The organism is Candidatus Halobonum tyrrellensis G22, from assembly GCF_000495475.1.
GTDB classification, from domain to species: Archaea; Halobacteriota; Halobacteria; order Halobacteriales; family Haloferacaceae; genus Halobonum; species Halobonum tyrrellense.
Genome location: NZ_ASGZ01000008.1, coordinates 101,645 through 119,068, shown reverse-complemented (window position 1 = coordinate 119,068; position 17,424 = coordinate 101,645). Strand labels below are relative to the sequence as shown.

Below are 17,424 nucleotides of genomic sequence, written 5' to 3'. Positions count from 1 at the left end.
CGCCGCCTCGCGGGTCGCCTCCCCGGCCGGTCGCCGGTCGGCGCGGGGGTCGGCTTCGACGGTCTCCCGCGCGGCGTCCCCGCGGTCCGGTTCGCCGGCGTCGGGTCGGTCGGCCGCGCCCACCGGCCCGCCGGTGCCGGCGTTCTCCGGCGCACCGGGGTCGTCGGAGGGGGGGTCGGCTGTCGTTCCGTCGGGCGTATCGACCTCCACGCCGGCGGGCTGGGGGTCGCCGCCCGCGGCGTTCGCGGCGTTCGCGGCGTTCGCGGCGTCGCCCGCGTCGCAGTTCGGACAGAACTCCTGGCCGTTCTGTCTGAAGATGGGCGACCCGCAGGTGTCGCAGTGGCGGTTGGTCATCGTCGCCCCCTTGAGCAGGAGTTCGCTCATCCGTTGGGTCGACTCGCGCTTCTTCTCGTCCTTCTCGAACTTCTCCCGGAGCTTCTCCCGCTCCGCCTCCTTGTCGAACTCCGAATCGTCCGCGTTCGAGTCCGAACCCGAGCCGTCGTCCGGGTCGGCGTCGCTGTCGCTCATACCCGGTCGGACGACCGCGATGGCGAAAAAGTCAGCGGCACGGGACGGGCCGGGCGTCCCGCGCCCGTCGCCTCACAGGTCGCGCACCGCGGGGACGACGGTGCCCGCGGCGACGCCCCCGCACCGCCCCGTGCTCGCAGTCGGTACGGCGGTCCGGCCGGTAGTCTCGGGTCCACGCGGCGGGAGATCACCCCCGCTAGCGTTCCCGTGTCTCGACGGTGCGCCGGACGCGAGCGCGAGGAGCCGGTAGACACCCTGTCCGGGTGCGTGTGGCGCTCCCGCGCCGGGTCGCGGCGGGTGAGAGCGCACCGTCCCCGAGCGGTCGATTCAAATCCGGTGAGGCGGTAGTAGGGGTGTGTCGACTACGGACGGCCACCTGCGCTTCTTCCCGTACGACGAGCCGTACCCGAACCAGCGCGAGGCGATGGACCGGGTCGACAACGCGCTCGCGCGCGGGCAGGACGTGCTCATGGAGGGGGCGCCGGGCACCGGGAAGACGCTCTCGGCGCTCGTGCCGGCGCTCGCACACGCCCGCGAGCACGACCGGACGGTGGTCATCACGACGAACGTCCACCAGCAGATGCGCCAGTTCGTCGAGGACGCGCGCGCCATCAACGCGACCGAACCCATCCGCGCGAGCGTGTTCCGCGGCAAGTCGTCGATGTGTCACATCGACGTCGACTACCAGGAGTGTCAGACGCTCCGTGACACCACCCGCTCGCTGGTCGACGACGAGGCGGACCGCGAGCAGTTGGAGCGCCGGCTCGACGACCTGACCGACGAGATGCGCGAGGGGGACGCCGCGGGCGAGGCGGCCGAGGCGCGGCAGGCGGTGGCGGAGGAACTCGACGCGATCGACGACGACGAGGAGGCGGCGAACACCTGCGACTACTACTTCAACAACCTCACCCGCGACACGGGCGAGTTCTTCTCGTGGCTGTTCGACGACGTGCGCACGCCCGACGAGGTGTACGAGTACGCCGGACAGCGCGGCTTCTGCGGCTACGAACTGCTGAAGGAGGGGATGGAGGAGGTGGAGCTGGTGGTCTGCAACTACCACCACCTGCTCGACCCGACGATCAGAGAGCAGTTCTTCCGGTGGCTCGACCGGGACCCCGAGGACGTGATCACCGTCTTCGACGAGGCGCACAACGTCGAGGACGCCGCGCGCGACCACGCCAGCGAGAGTCTCACCGAGAACACGCTCGACGCCGCCCTCTCGGAACTCGACGAGAGCGACGACTCCCGTGCGGAGCCGGCGGCGAACGTGCTCGGGGCGTTCCGCGACGCGCTGCGGGAGACGTACGACGCCAACCTCGGGTTCGGCGCCCGGGAGGGGGTGGGCGACGGCTGGGAGGACGTCTCCATCGCCAACGACGACCGCCGGGACGACCTCACGCTCGCCTTCCTCGACCGCTACGAGGGGCGGGGGATCCGGACGGAGTGTGACCTCGCCGTCCAGTTGGGCCGCCAACTCGACCAGGAGTACGAGGACGCCTACAGGGACGGCGAGACCACCACCCGCCGGGAGTGTCAGACGCTCGCGGCCGCCGGGTTCGTCTCGGCGTGGATGGACGGCGGGGGCGAACTCGGCCAGCACCCGATGGTGTCGGTCCGCCGCGACGCCGGCACCGACGAGGTGTACGGCCGCGCGGAGCTGTACACCTGCATCCCGCGGGAGGTGACCGCCGACCTGTTCGGCGAGGTGTACGCGAGCGTGCTGATGTCGGCGACGCTCCGCCCGTTCGACGTGACCCGGGACGTGCTCGGACTCTCGGACCCCGTGACGCTGGCGTACGAACTGGCGTACCCCGAGGAGAACCGCCGCACCTACTCGGTGTCGACGCCCGCGCTGTTCGCCTCCGAGCGGGACGAACCCGCCACACAGGAGACGGTGGCGGGCGCGCTCGCGGACGCGATACGGTTCACGCCGGGCAACAGCCTGCTGTTCTTCCCGTCGTACGCGGAGGCCGACCGCTACCACCAACTGCTGTCGGGCGACCCCGAACTCGGCGACCTGCTGTGTGACGGCTCGGACCGGGACACCGAACAGTTACGCACGCGACTGGTCGGCAGCGACGACGCGGCGCTGTTCACCTCGCTGTGGGGGACGCTCGCGGAGGGAGTGAGCTTCGACGGCGACGCCGCCCGCACCGTCGCCGTCGTCGGCGTGCCGTACCCCCGGCTCTCCGAGCGGATGGAGGCGGTCCAAGACGCGTACGACCGCGCGTTCGCCGAGCGGTCGAGCGACGCCGGCTGGGAGTACGCCGTCGAGATTCCGACCGTGAGAAAGACCAGACAGGCGCTCGGCAGGGTCATCCGCTCGCCCGACGACTTCGGCGTGCGCCTCCTGTTGGACAAGCGCTACACCGACGCCGACATGGGGAAGTACTCGGTTCGGGACGCGTTCCCCCCCGAAGAGCGGTCGGAACTGATCGACGTCGCGCCGGGGAAGCTGAAGTTCGCGATGCTCAACTTCTACACCGACCACGGCGCGTACGACGGCGCACCGCCCGAGCCGTAGGGCGTCGCGGTCGCTCGGATCGACGACCGCCCGTTCCGTTGTGCGACACCACTACGGCCGACGCCGAGCGGGCGCCGTCGAGCCGTGCGTACACGTCGAGAAGTAGTCCGAGTCCGGGCGGGTCCGGACCGCGCCGCCACGCGTGGCCGCGGTTCGCGTCTCAGTCCAACAACGACACCAGCAGGCCGTTCTGGGCGTGCATGCGGTTCTCAGCCTGCGTCCACACCAGCGACCGGTCGGACTCGATGACCCCGTCGGTCACCTCCTCGCCGCGGTGGGCGGGCAGACAGTGCATCAGCTTCGCGTCCGTCCCGGAGAGCAGGTCGGCGTTCACCTGGTAGCCGTCGAACGCCGGGAGTTTCGCCTCGCGTTCGTCCTCCTCGCCCATGCTGACCCAGACGTCGGTGTAGACGGCGTCGACGCCCTCGACCGCCGCCTCGGGCGACTCACAGAGCGTCGGCGCGCCGCCGCAGTCGGCCGCCCGCGAGAGGCAGTCGTCGCCCAACCCGTAGCCGTCCGGCGTCGCCACGCGGAGGTCGACCCCCGCGAGCGCACAGCCCAGCGCGAACGAGCGCGCGACGTTGTTGCCGTCGCCGACCCACGCCACCGTCGTCTCCGAGAGGTCGCCCACCTCCTCCCGGAGCGTGAGGAGATCCGCGAGCGTCTGACACGGGTGGGCGTCGTCGGTCAGCCCGTTTATCACGGGCACGTCGGCGTACTCCGCGATGGTCTCCACGTCGGCGTGGTCGAACACGCGCGCCATGATGCAGTCGGCGTACCCCGCGAACACCCGGGCGGTGTCCTTCAGCGGTTCGCCGTGGCCGAGGTGGATGTCGTCGGGACCCATGAACATCGCGTGACCGCCGAGTCGGGTCATCCCCGTCTCGAAGGAGGTCCGCGTCCGGGTCGACGGCTTCTCGAACAGCATCGCGAGCGTGGTCCGCGGGAGTTGCGTGAGGTCCTTGCCGGCCTTCAGCGCGGTCCCCCGGTCGAGCACCGCGTCGAGTTGCTCGGACGAGAGGTCGTCCACGTCGAGGAAGGCGGTCGGGAACTCGTCGGTCGGGTCGGTCGGCGTCGGGGTCGAATCCGTGCTCATATCGGTCAGGGTCTGGGGTGGTGTGGGGTCGGGTCGAGTCGAGTGGTCAGTCGTCGGTGAGGCGCTCGCAGGTCGCACACAGCGCGTCGGTCGCGCGGTCGAACTCCGCGAGCGGGAGGCGTTCGTCGGGCGCGTGGTCCAGCGAGGAGTCGCCGGGACCGTACGTCGCCATCGGGCAGTCCCACGCCTCCGCGAACAGGTTGACGTCGGCGGTGCCGGTCTTTCTGAGGAGTCTGGGGGAGCCACCCCCTCGTCGGATCGCCCCGCGGAGCGCGGTGGCGACCGGACCCCGCGGGCTGTCGAGCACCGGCGGTATCGACTCACCCCACGCGAACTCGAACTCGCCCGCCGCCGCGCCCGCCTCGCCCGCGCCCGCGTCGGTCCCGACGGAGACGGACGCCGCGGCGGCGTCTTCGGCGGTCTCGCGCACCGCGGCCGCCGTCGTCCCCGGCGGGAGCCGGAACTGCGCGGACACCGTCGCCTCGAACGCCGTGCCGTCGTCGGAGAGGCCGCCGTCCATCTCGACGGGTTTCGCGGTCACGGAGTCGAACACGGCCGCGTCGTCGTCGCGCGCGAACGCGTCCGCGACCCGATTCCACCACTCCGTCGCGAGTTCGAGCGCGTTCGGCTCCGGCCGGGAGGTGTGCGCCGCCGGCGTCGACACGCTGAACTCGCCCGCCTGAAAGCCGCGGTAGCCCAGCGTGATCCCCTCCCAGCCGGAGGGTTCGCCGTTGACCACGGCGTCGGGTTCCGCGCGGTCGTCGACGAGGTGGCGCGCGCCGCGGGAGTCCGTCTCCTCGCCGACGACGCCCGCGAACGAGACGCCCGTCTCGACGGCCGCCGCGGCCATCGCCGCCAGCGGGCCGGTCGCGTCGACGCTCCCGCGACCCCACAGCACCGGCCCGCCGTCGGGCGCGGCGTCGTCGTCGGGGTCGTCGGTGATCCGGACGGGCACCTCGCCGGGGACGGTGTCGACGTGGGAGGTGAGCAACACCCCGTCGTCGCCGGGCGCGCGGACGTTCCCGACCGCGTCGGTGTACGCCTCGCGGCCGTTCCCCTCGAAGAACGCCACGAGCAGTTCGGCCGCCTCGCGCTCGTCGCCCGAGACGGACGGCGTCGAGACCAGGTCGAACAGGAGGCGGCGCGCGTCGGAGTCGAGCGCCGGGTGCTCGCGGGTCGTGCGGGCCTCGTCGTCGTTCGTCCCGTCGGGGGCCTCAGGAGCCATCGAGCACCTCCGTGAGCGCGCCGACCACGTGGTCGGCGTGGCGCTCCTCGACCACCAGCGGCGGGAGCAGACGGACCACCGACCGGCCCGCGGGGAGCGCGAGCACGCGGTGGTCGAGCGCCAGGTCCCGGACGATCCGGTTCGCGCCGCGTTTCACCTCGATGCCGACCATCAGCCCGCGCCCGCGGATCTCGCGGACGGGCAGGTCGTGCGTCTCGACGGCGTCCGCGAGTTCCTCGTGGAGGTGGGACCCCACCTCGCCCGCGCGGGCGGGCAGGTCGCGCCCCACGAGACCGTCGAGCGTCGCGTTGGCGGCCGCCGCGACCACCGGCCCGCCCGAGAACGTCGAGCCGTGGTCGGCCGCGCCGTCGGCGAGCCAGTCGGCACACAGCGTCGCGCCCGCCGGAAGCCCCGACGCCAGCCCCTTCGCGGTCGTGAGCGCGTCGGGGACGACGCCCGCGTGCTCGCACGCCCACAGCGTGCCCGTCCGACCGAGTCCGGTCTGGATCTCGTCGAACACGAGCGCCGCGCCCGCCGCCTCGGTCAGGTCGCGCGCCGCGCGCAGGTACTCGGTCGTGGCGGGGTTGACGCCGCCCTCGCCCTGGACGGGTTCGAGGAACACCGCCGCGGTGTCGTCGTCGACGGCGTCGGCCAACTCGGCCTCGTCGCCGAACTCGACGAACTCCACGCCGCCCGCCAGCGGTTCGAACGGCTCGCGGTACTTCTTCTTCCACGTCATCGCGAGCGCACCCATCGTGCGGCCGTGGAAGCCGCGCTTTGCGGCGACTATCTTCTCGTCGCCGGTCGCCGAGCGCGCGAACTTCATCGCCGCCTCGTTCGCCTCGGTGCCGGAGTTACACAGCCACACCTTCGAGAGGTCGCCCGGCGCGACCGCGCCCAGCCGCTCGTAGAGGTCGGTGCGCGCGTCGACCGGGTACGACGCCTGCACGTACAGCAGGTCGGCCGCCTGCTCGGCTATCGCGTCGACCACCTCGGGCGGGCTGTGCCCCAGCGGCGTACACGCGTACGACGCGCCGAAGTCGAGGTAGTCCGTGCCGTCGGTGCCGGTGAGGTGGACGCCCTCGCCCGACTCGATGCCGAGCGGCTTCTCCGAGAAGACGAACCCCTCGCCCGCGCCCTCGCCGTCCGCGAACGGGGCGTCGGCGTCGGTCACGACCCCTCACCCCCGGTCGCGGCCGCCTCGCTCCCGCCGGCGTCGGCGAGCGCCGAGCGCTCGACCCGCGTGCCCGCGCCGTCGAGCGCCGCGACCACCGGGTCGCGGACGTTCGCGTCCGAGACGACGACGGCGCGCGCGCCGCCCTCCAGCGCCTCGGTCGCCGCCATCACCTTCCGGGTCATGAACCCCTCGGCGGCGTCCTCCAACCGGTCGAACTCGTCGGGCGTCGTCACCGACTCGATCAGGGTGTCGGGGTCGTCCGGGTCGGCGTACACCCCCGACACGTCCGTGAGGACGACGAGTTCCGCCCCGAGCGCGCCCGCCACCGCGGCGGCCGCGCGGTCGGCGTCGGTGTTGACCGCGGTGCCGCTGCCGTCGTCCTCCTCGCCGAGCATCGGCGGCGAGAGCACCGGCACGTAGCCCGCATCTAAGAGCGTCGACAGCAGGTCGGCGTCGACCGACTCGATCCGCCCGGAGTGGTCGCCGCGGCGGATCTTCCGTTTGCCGTCCTCGACAACGCGGACCGCGGACTTCCGCGGTCCCGAGAGGAGGCCGCCGTCGACGCCCGAGAGGCCGAGCGCGTCCACGCCCGCGTTCCGGAGCGCGACCACGAGGTCGGTGTTCAGCTTCCCCGGCAGGACCATCGAGAACGTCTCCATCGTCTCCGCGTCGGTGAACCGGCCGGTGACGCCGCTCGGCGTCTCGACGTACTCGGGGTCGCGGCCGAGCTGCTCTAGCGTCTCGTCGACGGCGGTCGACCCGCCGTGGACGACGACGACCCGCCGGCCGTTCGCCGCGAGGTGGGCGACGTCGCCCACCGCCCCCGCGGGGTCGACCGCGCGGGCGCCGCCGAGTTTCACCACGACCGGCGGCTCCGTGTCGGCACCGGCGTCGGCTCCGAGTTCGGATCCGGGGTCGGCCATCAGGGCGTCCCCACGGGGTGGAGTCCCCGCTGGTCGAGACCGGCCGTCTCCTCGAAGCCGACCGCGAGGTTGGCGGCGTGGACCGCCTGGCCGGCCGAGCCTTTCATCACGTTGTCGATGGCGCCGAACGCGACGACGCGGGCGTTGTCCGTATCGAGCGCGAAGCCGACCTCCGCGCGGTTCGTGCCCGCGACCGCCTTCGGCTCGGGGTAGCGGTAGACGTCGCCGCCGCCCGCCACCAGGTCGACGAACGGTTCGTCCTCGTAGGCGTCGCGGTAGGCGCCCCAGAGGTCGCCCTTCGTCACCGCGTCGGCGGGGAACGTGTGACACGTCGCCGACGCGCCGCGGACCATGTCGACCGCGTGGACCGTAAACGCCGTCGAGAGCCCGAGGTACGCGTCGATCTCCGCCTGGTGGCGGTGTTCGGTCGGCGCGTACGGCCGGACCACGCCCGACCGCTCGGCGTGCGAGGAGGCGGCGCCGCCGCCCGCCCCGCCCTCCGAGGAGCCGACCTTCACGTCGACCACCGCGCGGTCGGAGGCGGTGACGACCCCCGAATCCGCGAGCGGCTTGAGCGCGAGTATCGTCGCCGTCGCGTTACAGCCGCCCGCCGCGATCAGGTCCGCGCCGGGGAGGTTCTCCCGGTTCAACTCCGGCAGGGCGTACTCCGCCTCGTCGAGGTACTCGGGCGCGACGTGGCCGTCGTACCACTCGTCGTACGCCGCCGCCTCGGGCAGCCGGAAGTCCGCCGACAGGTCGACCACCGTCTCGGCGGCGTCGCGGAACTCGTCGATCCGCTCCATCGAGACGCCGTGGGGCGTCGCGGTGAACAGCACGTCGACGCTCTCGAGGTCGTCGGGCGACGTAAAGCGGAGGTCGAGCGACCGCAGGTTGGGGTGGACGTGTCCCACGGTCTTGCGCTCGTAGCTCCGGCTGGTCGCCTGGACCACCTCGAACTCGGGGTGGCCGGCGAGCAGCCGGAGGAGTTCCCCGCCGGTGAAGCCGGAGCCGCCGACGACCCCGGCCGTGACCCGCCCGTCGGTCATGCCGGCGCCGTCACCCCGTCGCCGCTCGCCGCCTCCGCCGTGAGTTCGAGCCAGTCGACGACCGCCGCGGGCACGTCGACGTCGACGGCGCCGTCGAGCGCCTTGAACTCGACCGTGTGGTTCACCTCGTGGACGGTGTAGCCGCCGTCTTTCATCTCCATGAGGTCCACCCCGAGTAGACCGCCGCCGACCGCGGCGCTCGCCTCCCGCACCAGCCGTTCGGCCTCGTCGTCCAACTCGAACGGCCGGGGTTCGCCGCCGGTCGCGGCGTTCGTCAGCCAGTGCTCCGACGAGCGGGTCATCGCGGCCACGGGTTCGCCGTCGCACGCGACCACGCGGATGTCGCGGCCGGGCTTGTCGACGAACTCCTGGACGTAGAACACCTTGTGCTCGTAGTGGCCCAGCGTCTCCTTGTGTTCTAAGATCGCCTCCGCGGCGTTCCGCGAGTCGATCTTGGCCATCAGCCGGCCCCACGAGCCGACGACGGGTTTGATCACGCAGGGGTAGCCGAACGACTCGACGGCTTCGAGCGCGGCGTCGCTGGTGAACGCCACCTCGGTGGCGGGCGTGGGCACGCCCGCGGCGTCGAGCGCGAGGCTGTTTTTCACCTTGTTCGCACACACCTCCGCGGTCTCGGGGCTGTTGACCACCGGGACGCCGTAGTGGGCGAAGAACTTGCCCGCGTACAGCGACCGCGAGGTGGCGAGACAGCGGTCGAGTATCAGGTCGCAGTCGGCCGCGGCCGCCGCGGCGGTGCCCGACTCCGCGGTCAGCCCGAACCGCAGGTCGCGCACGTCCAGCTTCTCGACCTCGTGGCCGCGGTCGCGCAGTTCGCTCAACAGCAGCTTCTCGTCCTTCCGGATCCGCGAGTAGAGCAGGCCGAGCTTCATCTCACTCCCCCCAGTCCTCCTCGAGCTCCGGCGCCCGAGCGAGGACCGGCGGGGACACCTCCACGACTTCGAGTTCCGCGCCGCAGGTGTCACAGTCCAGGATCTCCCCGACCTCGATGTCGTCGTGGAGCGTCACGTCCGCCCCGCACTCCACGCATTCGGCTTCGGTCATGGCGTACCACGGAGTACCCCCTTACCGGACTTCAATCCACCGATATTGTTCGAAGAATTAAATTTCGGACGCGCGGCTCGTCGAGAGTTAGGAGGCCTACAACCGCCGTGTTCCGTTCCGGTGTCGGATAAGTGATACTGGCCCCGGAGGGGCCGGGATCGGTCGCGGGGCCGGCGCCGCGGTCGCTCGACCGGGTCGGGCGGCCGTCTCAGACACGGTCGCTCACCGCCCGGTCGAGTCGGTCGGCCGCGTCGGCGAGCGCGCTCCGGCGCGCCGCGACGGCGTCGGCGTGGTCGTCGCGGGTCGTCCGCGCGCGTGCGATCGAGTCGGCCAGCGCGTCGGGTGCGGGACCGCCGCGCGAGTCGCGGGCGGCGACGCTCCCGACGGGGTCGAGCGCGGCCGACAGGTCCTCCCGGCTCACGTACGCGTAGAGGGAGTCACCCAGTACGTCTTCAGCGGCCGCGTCAAGACTTGCGGCGAGCGCCTCGGGGTCGTCGAGTTCGTCGGCGTCGGCGGCGGCCGAGGCGACGAGTTCGTGGGCGGTGCGGAACGGGACGCCCGCCATCGCGAGCGCGTCCGCGACGCCGGTCGCCGTCGAGAACCCCGCCGCCGCGTCCGCCGCACACGCCTCGGCGTCCCACTCGGCGGTGGCGACGGCGCCCGCGGCCACTTCGGTCGCCTCGGTCACCGCGTCGACCGACTCCCAAGCGTGGGTCGTCGCCCGCTGGAGGTCGCGGTTGTACGCCCGCGGCAGCCCCTTCAGCGTCGCGAGCAGGCCGTCCAGCCCGCCGACCGCGTCGCCCGCGACCGCCCGCACGAGTTCGAGCGTGTCGGGGTTCACCTTCTGGGGCATGATCGACGACGTCGACGAGTAGTCGTCCGAGAGGGCGAGGTAGCCGTCCTTCACCGCCTCGATGCCGTCGGTCGCCAGCCCCGACAGCGTCACGCCGACGCCCGCGAGCGCCGCAGACGCCTCCACGAGGAAGTCGCGGCTCGCCGCCGCGTCCATCGAGTTCTCCACCACGCCGTCGAACCCGAGCAACTCGGCGGTGCGCTCGCGGTCCACGTCGAACGGCGTGCCCGCGAACGCCGCGCCGCCGAGCGGCGAGACGTTCGTCCGGTCGTACGCGTCGAGCAGCCGCGCGGTGTCGCGTTCGAGCGCGCCGGCGTACGACGCCAACAGGTGGCCCGCCGTGGTGGGCTGGGCGAACTGGCGGTGCGTGAACCCCGGCATCACGGTGTCGGCGTCCGCCTCCGCCGCGTCGAGTAACGCCCCCCGGAGCGTCAGCGTCGCCTCGGCGGCGTCGAGCAGGTCGCCGCGGAGCCGGTAGCGGATGCAGGTTGCCACCTCGTCGTTGCGCGAGCGGGCGGTGTGCATCCGGCCGCCCTCCGGGCCGACCCGGTCGACGACCGCCGACTCGATGGCCTCGTGGACGTCCTCGCCGTCGGGCAGGGCGCCGTGGCCCGCGCGCTCGACGGCCGCGAGGGCGTCGAGGATGGCCGTCGCGTCGCTCCCCTCGACGATCCCTCGCTCGTCGAGCATCACGACGTGCGCGCGGTCGACCGCGAGGTCCGCGGCGAAGATGCGCTCGTCGGCCGCGAGACTCGACAGGAACGACCGGGCCGGCCCGCCCGCGAACCGGTCGCGGCGGACCACCGTGTCGCCGTCCGCGTCGGCGTCAGCGCCGGCCGCGGGGTCGTCGTCGGGGACCATCCGCCGTCACTCCTCGCCGTCCTCGGCGCCGCCGTCCGTCGTGAGCCGCGTCTGTTCGTCGTCCTCCTCGTCCGACTCGGTCGCCGTCGCGCGCTCCATGACCTCGTTGGCGAGGCGGTCCTGGAAGCCGTGGTACTTGGCGACGCCCGTCGCGTCAGACTGCTCGATGCCGTCGACGGTCTCCGTGTTGAACGACGCCGCCGACTCGGAGTAGACGGCGTACTCGGAGTCGCGGGCGACCGGGCGGACCTGCCCGCCCTGGAGTTTGACGGTGACGGTGCCCGTCACCTTCGCGTTGCTCGCGTCGAGATACCCCTCCAGCGAGTCGACCAGCGGCGCGTCCACGAGCCCCTGGTACCCCTTCTGGGCCCACTCGTCGTCGACGAGCGTCTTGAAGTCGCGCTCCGACTTCGTGAGGACGATCTGTTCGAGCGCCTCGTGCGCCGTCAGCAGGACGGTCGCCGCGGGGTGCTCGTAGTTCTCGCGCACCTTCAGCCCGAGCATGCGGTCCTCCATCATGTCGGTCCGGCCGACGCCGTGTGCGCCCGCCGTCTCGTTGAGCCGTTCGATCAGGTCGACAGGGTCGAACTCCTCGCCGTCGAGCGCCACCGGGTAGCCGTCGTCGAACTCGATGTCGACGAGTTCCTCGTCGGTGCTCCCGGGCGTCTCCGTCCACTCGTAGATGTCCTCCGGCGGAACGTACGTCGGGTCCTCCAGGTCGTCGCCCTCGACCGACCGCGACCAGAGGTTGGTGTCGATGGACCACGCGCCCTCGTTGCCGCCCTCGACGGGCAGGTCCTTCTCGTCGGCGTACTCCGTCTCCCACTCGCGCGTGAGACCGAGTTCGCGGACGGGCGCGATCACCTCCTTGTCGGAGGCGCGCCACACCGCCTCGAACCGCAACTGGTCGTTGCCCTTGCCCGTACAGCCGTGTGCGAGCGCGTCGCAGTCGTGTTCCTCCGCCACCTCCAGGATGGCGTTCGCGATCACCGGCCGCGCGAGCGCCGTCCCCAGGGGGTAGCCCTGGTAGGTGGCGTTCGCGCGCACCGAGTCGAAACAGAGGTCGGCGAACTCGTCTCGAGCGTCCACGACGTAGTGTTCCAGGTCGAGCGCCTCGGCCGTCTCCTCGGCCTCGTCGAACTCCTCGGCCGGCTGACCGACGTCCACGGTCACGCCGATCACCTCGTCGTACCCGTACTCCTCTTCGAGGAGCGGGACGCACACCGTCGTGTCGAGTCCACCGCTGAACGCCAGTGCCACGCGCGTCATTACCGACACCTGTGGCCCTCTCCGGTATAAATTCGGCGATCGTGTTATCTGAAATAAAATCGCGGCGTGCAGGCTAACCGGGCGAGGACGGGGCGACGACGGCGGAGGAAGGTGGGGTGAAGTGGGGCCTAGAGGGCCCGTCGCGGGACGCGTCGCTCCCGCGGGAGGCGGCCGCGAGCGACGGCGGCGTCCGTCATTACGACCGGGTGTGCGCTCGGGGGTAATAAAGACACGCCGGTCGGCAACACTTGAGCGGGTCGGTGCGGGAGCGGACGGGCGCCGGCGAGCGGGTCGGTGCCGGAGCGGGCGGGCGACCCCGTTCGGGGCCGGCGCCCGAGGGGTCAGTTCCGGTGGCCGTCCGTCGGGGCGAGCGCGCGCCCGTCCGCCGAGTCGGCCGCGAGCGGGAGTCGGACGGTGACGGTCGCGCCGCCGTCGCCCCGGTTGCCGGTGGTGAGGTCGACGTCGCCGCCGAGTTCGGAGACGACCCAGGTGACGAACCAGAGACCGAGCCCGCTGGCGTGGTCGAGGGTGGTCTCGCGTTCGCGCGACAGCACCGCCCGCTCGCTGTCGGGGATGCCGGGACCGTCGTCGGCGACGGTCAACTCGGCGGTGTTGCCGACGACGGACACCGACACCCGGATAGTCGGGTCGGAACCGGCGTGTTCGACCGCGTTGTCGAGCAGTTCGTCGAGCACCGCCCGCAGGAGACCGTCGTCGCGGACGACCACCGGACGGTCGGGGAGCGAGCGCTCGAACGCCGTCCCGTCGGCGGCGCGCGCGTCGAGGCGGTCGACGACCACCGCGACGAGGTCGACCGTCCGCGGGGACGCCTCGCCGTCGAGGAGGTGGTCGAGGTCGCGCGCCCGGCGGCTCATCGAGAGGAGGCCGTCGACCCGCGCGCGGATGGTCGCGAGGTGGTCGTCGTCGGGGTCGTCCGCGAGCAGTTCCGCGTGTCCGAGCACCACGTTCATCGCGCTCCGGAGGTCGTGTCTGAGCACCCGGTTGAGCACCGACAGCCGGCGCTCGCGCCGCCCGTCGGCCGTGATGTCCGAGAGGACGACGTACTCGCGGTCGGGGACGCTCTCGGGGACGGTCACGGTGACGAACTCGCGGACGCCGTGGCCGGCGGTGGCGGCGCTCCGGAACCGCGCGCGCGGCCCCTCCGCGAGCGCCTCCGAGAGCGACCGCTCCTCGGCGGCCGCCGGGACACAGTCGTCGAGCGGCCGGCCGACGTACGTCTCGTTCGGGCCGAACGCCGCCCGGAACGCGTCGTTCGTCGCCACGACGACCCGCTCGCCCCCCGAGCAGTCGACGTGGGCGGCCGGGCTGGGCAGGTTGGCGAACAGCGCCTCCGCCCGGCGGCGGTCGCGGCGCGAGCGGGCGTCGTACAGGCCCAACAGCGCGCCGACCGCGACCCCGACCGTGAGCAGGTCCGCCGCCATGTGGGGGAGATACCTAGCCGAGATGGCGGGGAGCGGACTGGTCGCGACGGCAATGACGAACACCAGCGCCATCACGCCGACGCCGATGGCGACGCCGCGGACGACGACGCGGGGTCGCTCGGCGTCGGTAGCCCGCGAGAGGCGGACGCCCAGCGCCGCGACCCCCGCGGCGGTGGCGAGCGCGACGGCGCTGCCGACGGCGACGCGGACCGACGGCGCCCGGAGGAGGTATCGGGCGTGGACCGCGGTGAATCCGAGACCGACGGCTACGATGACACCCCCCCACCGAGGCGACGCCGAGCGCGACATCTGACAAGTAACTGGGCTGCGATCCATAAAACTTCAACCCCGCCGCTCCGGCGGCACGAACCGGCCGCCGTGGGCGCCGTCGCGCCGCCGTGCGGCGCGAAACGAGCGTGTTTTCCCCGCGCCCGCCCCACCGACGGGTATGACAGAAGCTCCGCTCCGACTCGCCACCCGGGGGTCGGCGTTGGCGCGCCGGCAGACCGCGGACGTGCGCGAGGCGCTCGAACGGCGACGGAACGAGGTCGAGGTGGTCGAGGTGGAGACGCGCGGCGACCGCCTCACCGACGAACTCATCACCCGACTCGGCAAGACCGGCGCGTTCGTCCGCGCGCTCGACCAGCGGGTGCTCGACGGCGAGGCCGAGGCCGCGGTCCACTCGCTGAAGGACATGCCCACGGAGTTCCCCGACCGCCTCCGGGTCGGCGGCGTCGGCGAGCGGGCGCCGTCGGGCGACGTGGTGGTCACGCCCGACGGCGGCGGCGTCGAGGACCTCCCGCCGGGGTCGGTCGTCGGCACCTCCTCGCTCCGGCGGAAGGCGCAGGTGCTCGCCGCCCGGCCCGACCTGACGGTCGAACCGCTCCGCGGCAACGTCGACACCCGGCTCCAGAAACTGGTCGCGCCCCAACTCCAGGCGGAACACGAGCGGCGCGTCGACGCCGAACGCGACGAGAAGGGCGACCCCGGGGGTGACGGCGGGTCGACGTTCGAGCGCTCGGTCGAGGAGTGGTTCGACGACCTCTCCGAGTTCCAGCGGGGCGCGTTGGAGTACGAACTCGACGTCGAGTACGACGCCATCGTGCTCGCGGAGGCGGGGCTGCGCCGGTCGGACCTCTACGTCCGCGACGAGTACGAGGTGGAGCGGCTCGACCGCTCGGAGTTCGTCCCCGCGCCGGGACAGGGCGCGGTCGCGGTCACGACCGCCGACCCCGAGGTGACCGAGGCGGTCCGCGAGGCGGTCGACCACCCGCCGACCCGCGTCGCCACGACCGTCGAGCGCACCGTGCTCGCGGAACTCGGCGGGGGCTGTGTCGCCCCCATCGGCGTCGCCGCGCTCGTACAGGGCGAGCACGTCAACGCCCGCGTCCGCGTGCTCTCGACCGACGGCGAGCGCGAGGTGGCCGCCACCCGCGACCTGCCGGTCGAACGCCACGCCGACGCCGCCGCGGAGTTCGCCGCTGACCTCGCCGACCGGGGCGCCGCCGACATCATCGCCGAGGCGAAACGCGAGGCCGACGACGGCGGCGAGGACGGCATCGACGCCTCGCCCGAACGGGACGACCCCGCCGACGGTGGAACACCGGAGGACGGAACGCCGGCGGAAGACGGAACGCCGGACGGGGAGACGCCGACGGAGCGGGAGGAGTAGATGGCGGACGACGCCACCGGGGCGGGCGAGGCGGGGACGGACGCCGACGACGGTGCGGGGACGGACGCCGGCGACGACGCGGACGCACGCGCGCCCGCGGCGGGCACGGTGTACCTCGTCGGGTCGGGTCCGGGCGACCCCGGGTTGTTGACCGTCCGCGCGCGCCGCCTGCTCGACGAGGCGGACGTGGTGCTCCACGACAAACTCCCCGGCCCGGAGATACTCGACTCGATAGACGAGGAGCGCCGCGAGGACGTCGGCAAGCGCGCGGGCGGCGAGAGGACGAGCCAGGAGTACACCAACGACCGGCTGGTCGAACTCGCCCGCGAGGGGCGGAGCGTGGTGCGGCTGAAGGGCGGCGACCCGTTCGTGTTCGGCCGCGGCGGCGAGGAGGCCGAACACCTCGCGAGCGAGGGCGTGCCGTTCGAGGTGGTGCCGGGCGTCACCTCGGCGGTCGCCGCGCCGGGCGTCGCGGGCATCCCCGTCACCCACCGCGAGCACGCCTCCTCCGTCTCGTTCGTCACCGGCCACGAGGACCCCGAGAAGGAGGAGTCGGCGGTCGACTGGGACGCGCTCGCGGCGACCGGCGGCACGCTGGTGGTCCTGATGGGCGTCGGCAGACTCCCCGACTACACCCGCGCGCTCCGGGAGGCCGGGATGGACCCCGAGACGCCGGTCGCGCTGGTCGAACGCGGGACGTGGCCGAACATGCGGGTGGCGACGGGCACGCTCGACACCGTCGTCGACGCCCGCGACGAGGCGGGGATCGAACCGCCCGCGGTGACCGTGATCGGCGAGGTGGCGGCGACCCGCGAGCGCGTGGTGGCGTTCCTCCGCGGCCGCGGGACGGCCGACGACGGGGGGGAGGAGTGACGGACTCCCGACCGCGCGTCGCGGTGTTCCGCCCGGACGACGAGCGACTCGCGACGGCCGTCGACCTGCTGGAGGAGCTGGGCGTCGACCCCGTCGCGGACCCGATGCTCGCGGTCGAACCGACGGACGCGACGCCGGCCGAGGCCGCGTGGGTGGTGTTCACCTCGAAGACGGGGGTCGAACTCGCCGCCGAGGCGGGGTGGACGCCGGGCGACGCCCGGGTGGCCACCATCGGACCGAGCACCGCCGACGCCGTCCGGGCGGCGGGGTGGACGGTCGACCTGGTGCCCGAGGAGTACACCTCGACGGGCCTGGTCGACGCGCTCTCGCCCGACGTGGCGGGCGTCGGCGTCGAGGTGGCGCGGTCGGACCACGGCAGCCCGGTCCTGCTCGACGGCCTGCGCGAGGCGGGGGCGACGGTCCACGAGACGGTGCTCTACCGGCTGACCCGGCCCGCAGGCGCGGGCGAGTCGGCGGAGTTGGCGGCGGCGGGCGAGTTGGCGGGCGCGTGTTTCACCTCGTCGCTCACCGTCGAACACTTCCTCGACGCCGCCGCCGACCGGAACGTGCGCGACGACGCCGTCGCGGGACTCGACGCCGCGGTCGTCGGCTGCATCGGCGACCCGACGAGCGAGACGGCGGCGGCGCGCGGCGTCGCGGTGGACGTCGTCCCCGACGAGGCCACCTTTCCGGCGCTCGCGGAGGCGGTGGTGGTGGCGCTCGAGTGACCGTCCCCCTGATTCGGCCGACCCGCTTCCGTCCCGCCCCCCGTCCGCCCGGGACTCCCGACGGCGACCCGGATCGCCGGTGTACGCGCGTGCGAAAATCGGGGCGCGCGAGGGGTAATCCCACACAAATATAACCGTTCTTACA

15 protein-coding genes are annotated in these 17,424 nt (G+C 72.9%); 4 read left to right on the top strand and 11 right to left on the bottom strand.

Going from position 1 to position 17,424, the window contains the following annotated elements:
• The coding region (locus tag K933_RS18945; RefSeq protein WP_023393320.1) for an Sjogren's syndrome/scleroderma autoantigen 1 family protein at positions 1-528 on the bottom strand (528 nt) is incomplete at its 3' end.
• 355 nt (positions 529-883) lie between these two features.
• On the opposite strand from K933_RS18945, the gene K933_RS03560 reads away from it, so the two are divergent.
• Positions 884-3,052 (top strand): ATP-dependent DNA helicase, encoded by a 2,169-nt coding sequence (locus K933_RS03560; RefSeq protein WP_023393319.1) that lies wholly within the window; start codon positions 884-886, stop codon positions 3,050-3,052.
• Positions 3,053-3,212: 160 nt separating this feature from the next.
• Here the strand turns inward: K933_RS03560 and argF are convergent, their stop codons facing one another.
• From argF to K933_RS03510, 10 genes are all read right to left on the bottom strand, one after another.
• Complete coding sequence (argF, locus tag K933_RS03555; protein ID WP_023393318.1) at positions 3,213-4,148, bottom strand: ornithine carbamoyltransferase; 936 nt, start codon at positions 4,146-4,148, stop codon at positions 3,213-3,215.
• 46 nt (positions 4,149-4,194) lie between these two features.
• Entirely contained in the window at positions 4,195-5,373 is a 1,179-nt protein-coding gene (locus K933_RS03550) for a [LysW]-lysine hydrolase (protein WP_023393317.1), read from the bottom strand.
• Positions 5,363-6,547, bottom strand: coding sequence for an aspartate aminotransferase family protein (locus tag K933_RS03545; RefSeq protein WP_023393316.1), 1,185 nt, complete (start codon positions 6,545-6,547; stop codon positions 5,363-5,365). Before K933_RS03545 ends, K933_RS03550 begins: the two co-directional genes overlap by 11 nt.
• Complete coding sequence (locus K933_RS03540) at positions 6,544-7,473, bottom strand: acetylglutamate/acetylaminoadipate kinase (RefSeq protein WP_023393315.1); 930 nt, start codon at positions 7,471-7,473, stop codon at positions 6,544-6,546. Before K933_RS03540 ends, K933_RS03545 begins: the two co-directional genes overlap by 4 nt.
• Entirely contained in the window at positions 7,473-8,519 is a 1,047-nt protein-coding gene (gene argC, locus K933_RS03535) for an N-acetyl-gamma-glutamyl-phosphate reductase (RefSeq protein WP_023393314.1), read from the bottom strand. The genes K933_RS03540 and argC overlap by 1 nt, the downstream gene beginning before the upstream one ends.
• The gene (gene lysX, locus K933_RS03530; protein WP_023393313.1) at positions 8,516-9,409 is read right to left on the bottom strand and encodes a lysine biosynthesis protein LysX; all 894 of its coding nucleotides are present in this window, start codon (positions 9,407-9,409) and stop codon (positions 8,516-8,518) included. Before lysX ends, argC begins: the two co-directional genes overlap by 4 nt.
• Before the next feature lies 1 nt (position 9,410).
• Positions 9,411-9,581: a lysine biosynthesis protein LysW gene (lysW, locus tag K933_RS03525; RefSeq protein WP_049947560.1), complete on the bottom strand. Its 171-nt coding sequence runs from the start codon at positions 9,579-9,581 to the stop codon at positions 9,411-9,413.
• A 208-nt stretch (positions 9,582-9,789) separates the two neighbouring features.
• On the bottom strand, positions 9,790-11,295 hold the full coding sequence (gene argH, locus K933_RS03520) for an argininosuccinate lyase (protein WP_023393311.1): 1,506 nt from the start codon (positions 11,293-11,295) through the stop codon (positions 9,790-9,792).
• Positions 11,296-11,301: 6 nt separating this feature from the next.
• Complete coding sequence (locus K933_RS03515; protein WP_023393310.1) at positions 11,302-12,564, bottom strand: argininosuccinate synthase; 1,263 nt, start codon at positions 12,562-12,564, stop codon at positions 11,302-11,304.
• Between the two features lie 341 nt (positions 12,565-12,905).
• Positions 12,906-14,315 (bottom strand): sensor histidine kinase, encoded by a 1,410-nt coding sequence (locus tag K933_RS03510; protein ID WP_023393309.1) that lies wholly within the window; start codon positions 14,313-14,315, stop codon positions 12,906-12,908.
• Positions 14,316-14,454: 139 nt separating this feature from the next.
• Between K933_RS03510 and hemC the strand changes: the two genes are divergently transcribed.
• Genes hemC through K933_RS03495 form a run of 3 tightly spaced genes read left to right on the top strand, consistent with a single transcriptional unit; the run spans position 14,455 to position 17,279 of the window.
• Positions 14,455-15,678: a hydroxymethylbilane synthase gene (gene hemC, locus K933_RS03505; protein WP_023393308.1), complete on the top strand. Its 1,224-nt coding sequence runs from the start codon at positions 14,455-14,457 to the stop codon at positions 15,676-15,678.
• Entirely contained in the window at positions 15,679-16,551 is an 873-nt protein-coding gene (gene cobA / locus K933_RS03500) for a uroporphyrinogen-III C-methyltransferase (RefSeq protein ID WP_023393307.1), read from the top strand.
• The gene (locus K933_RS03495) at positions 16,548-17,279 is read left to right on the top strand and encodes a uroporphyrinogen-III synthase (protein WP_023393306.1); all 732 of its coding nucleotides are present in this window, start codon (positions 16,548-16,550) and stop codon (positions 17,277-17,279) included. Before cobA ends, K933_RS03495 begins: the two co-directional genes overlap by 4 nt.
• The last annotated feature ends 145 nt before the right edge of the window (positions 17,280-17,424 follow it).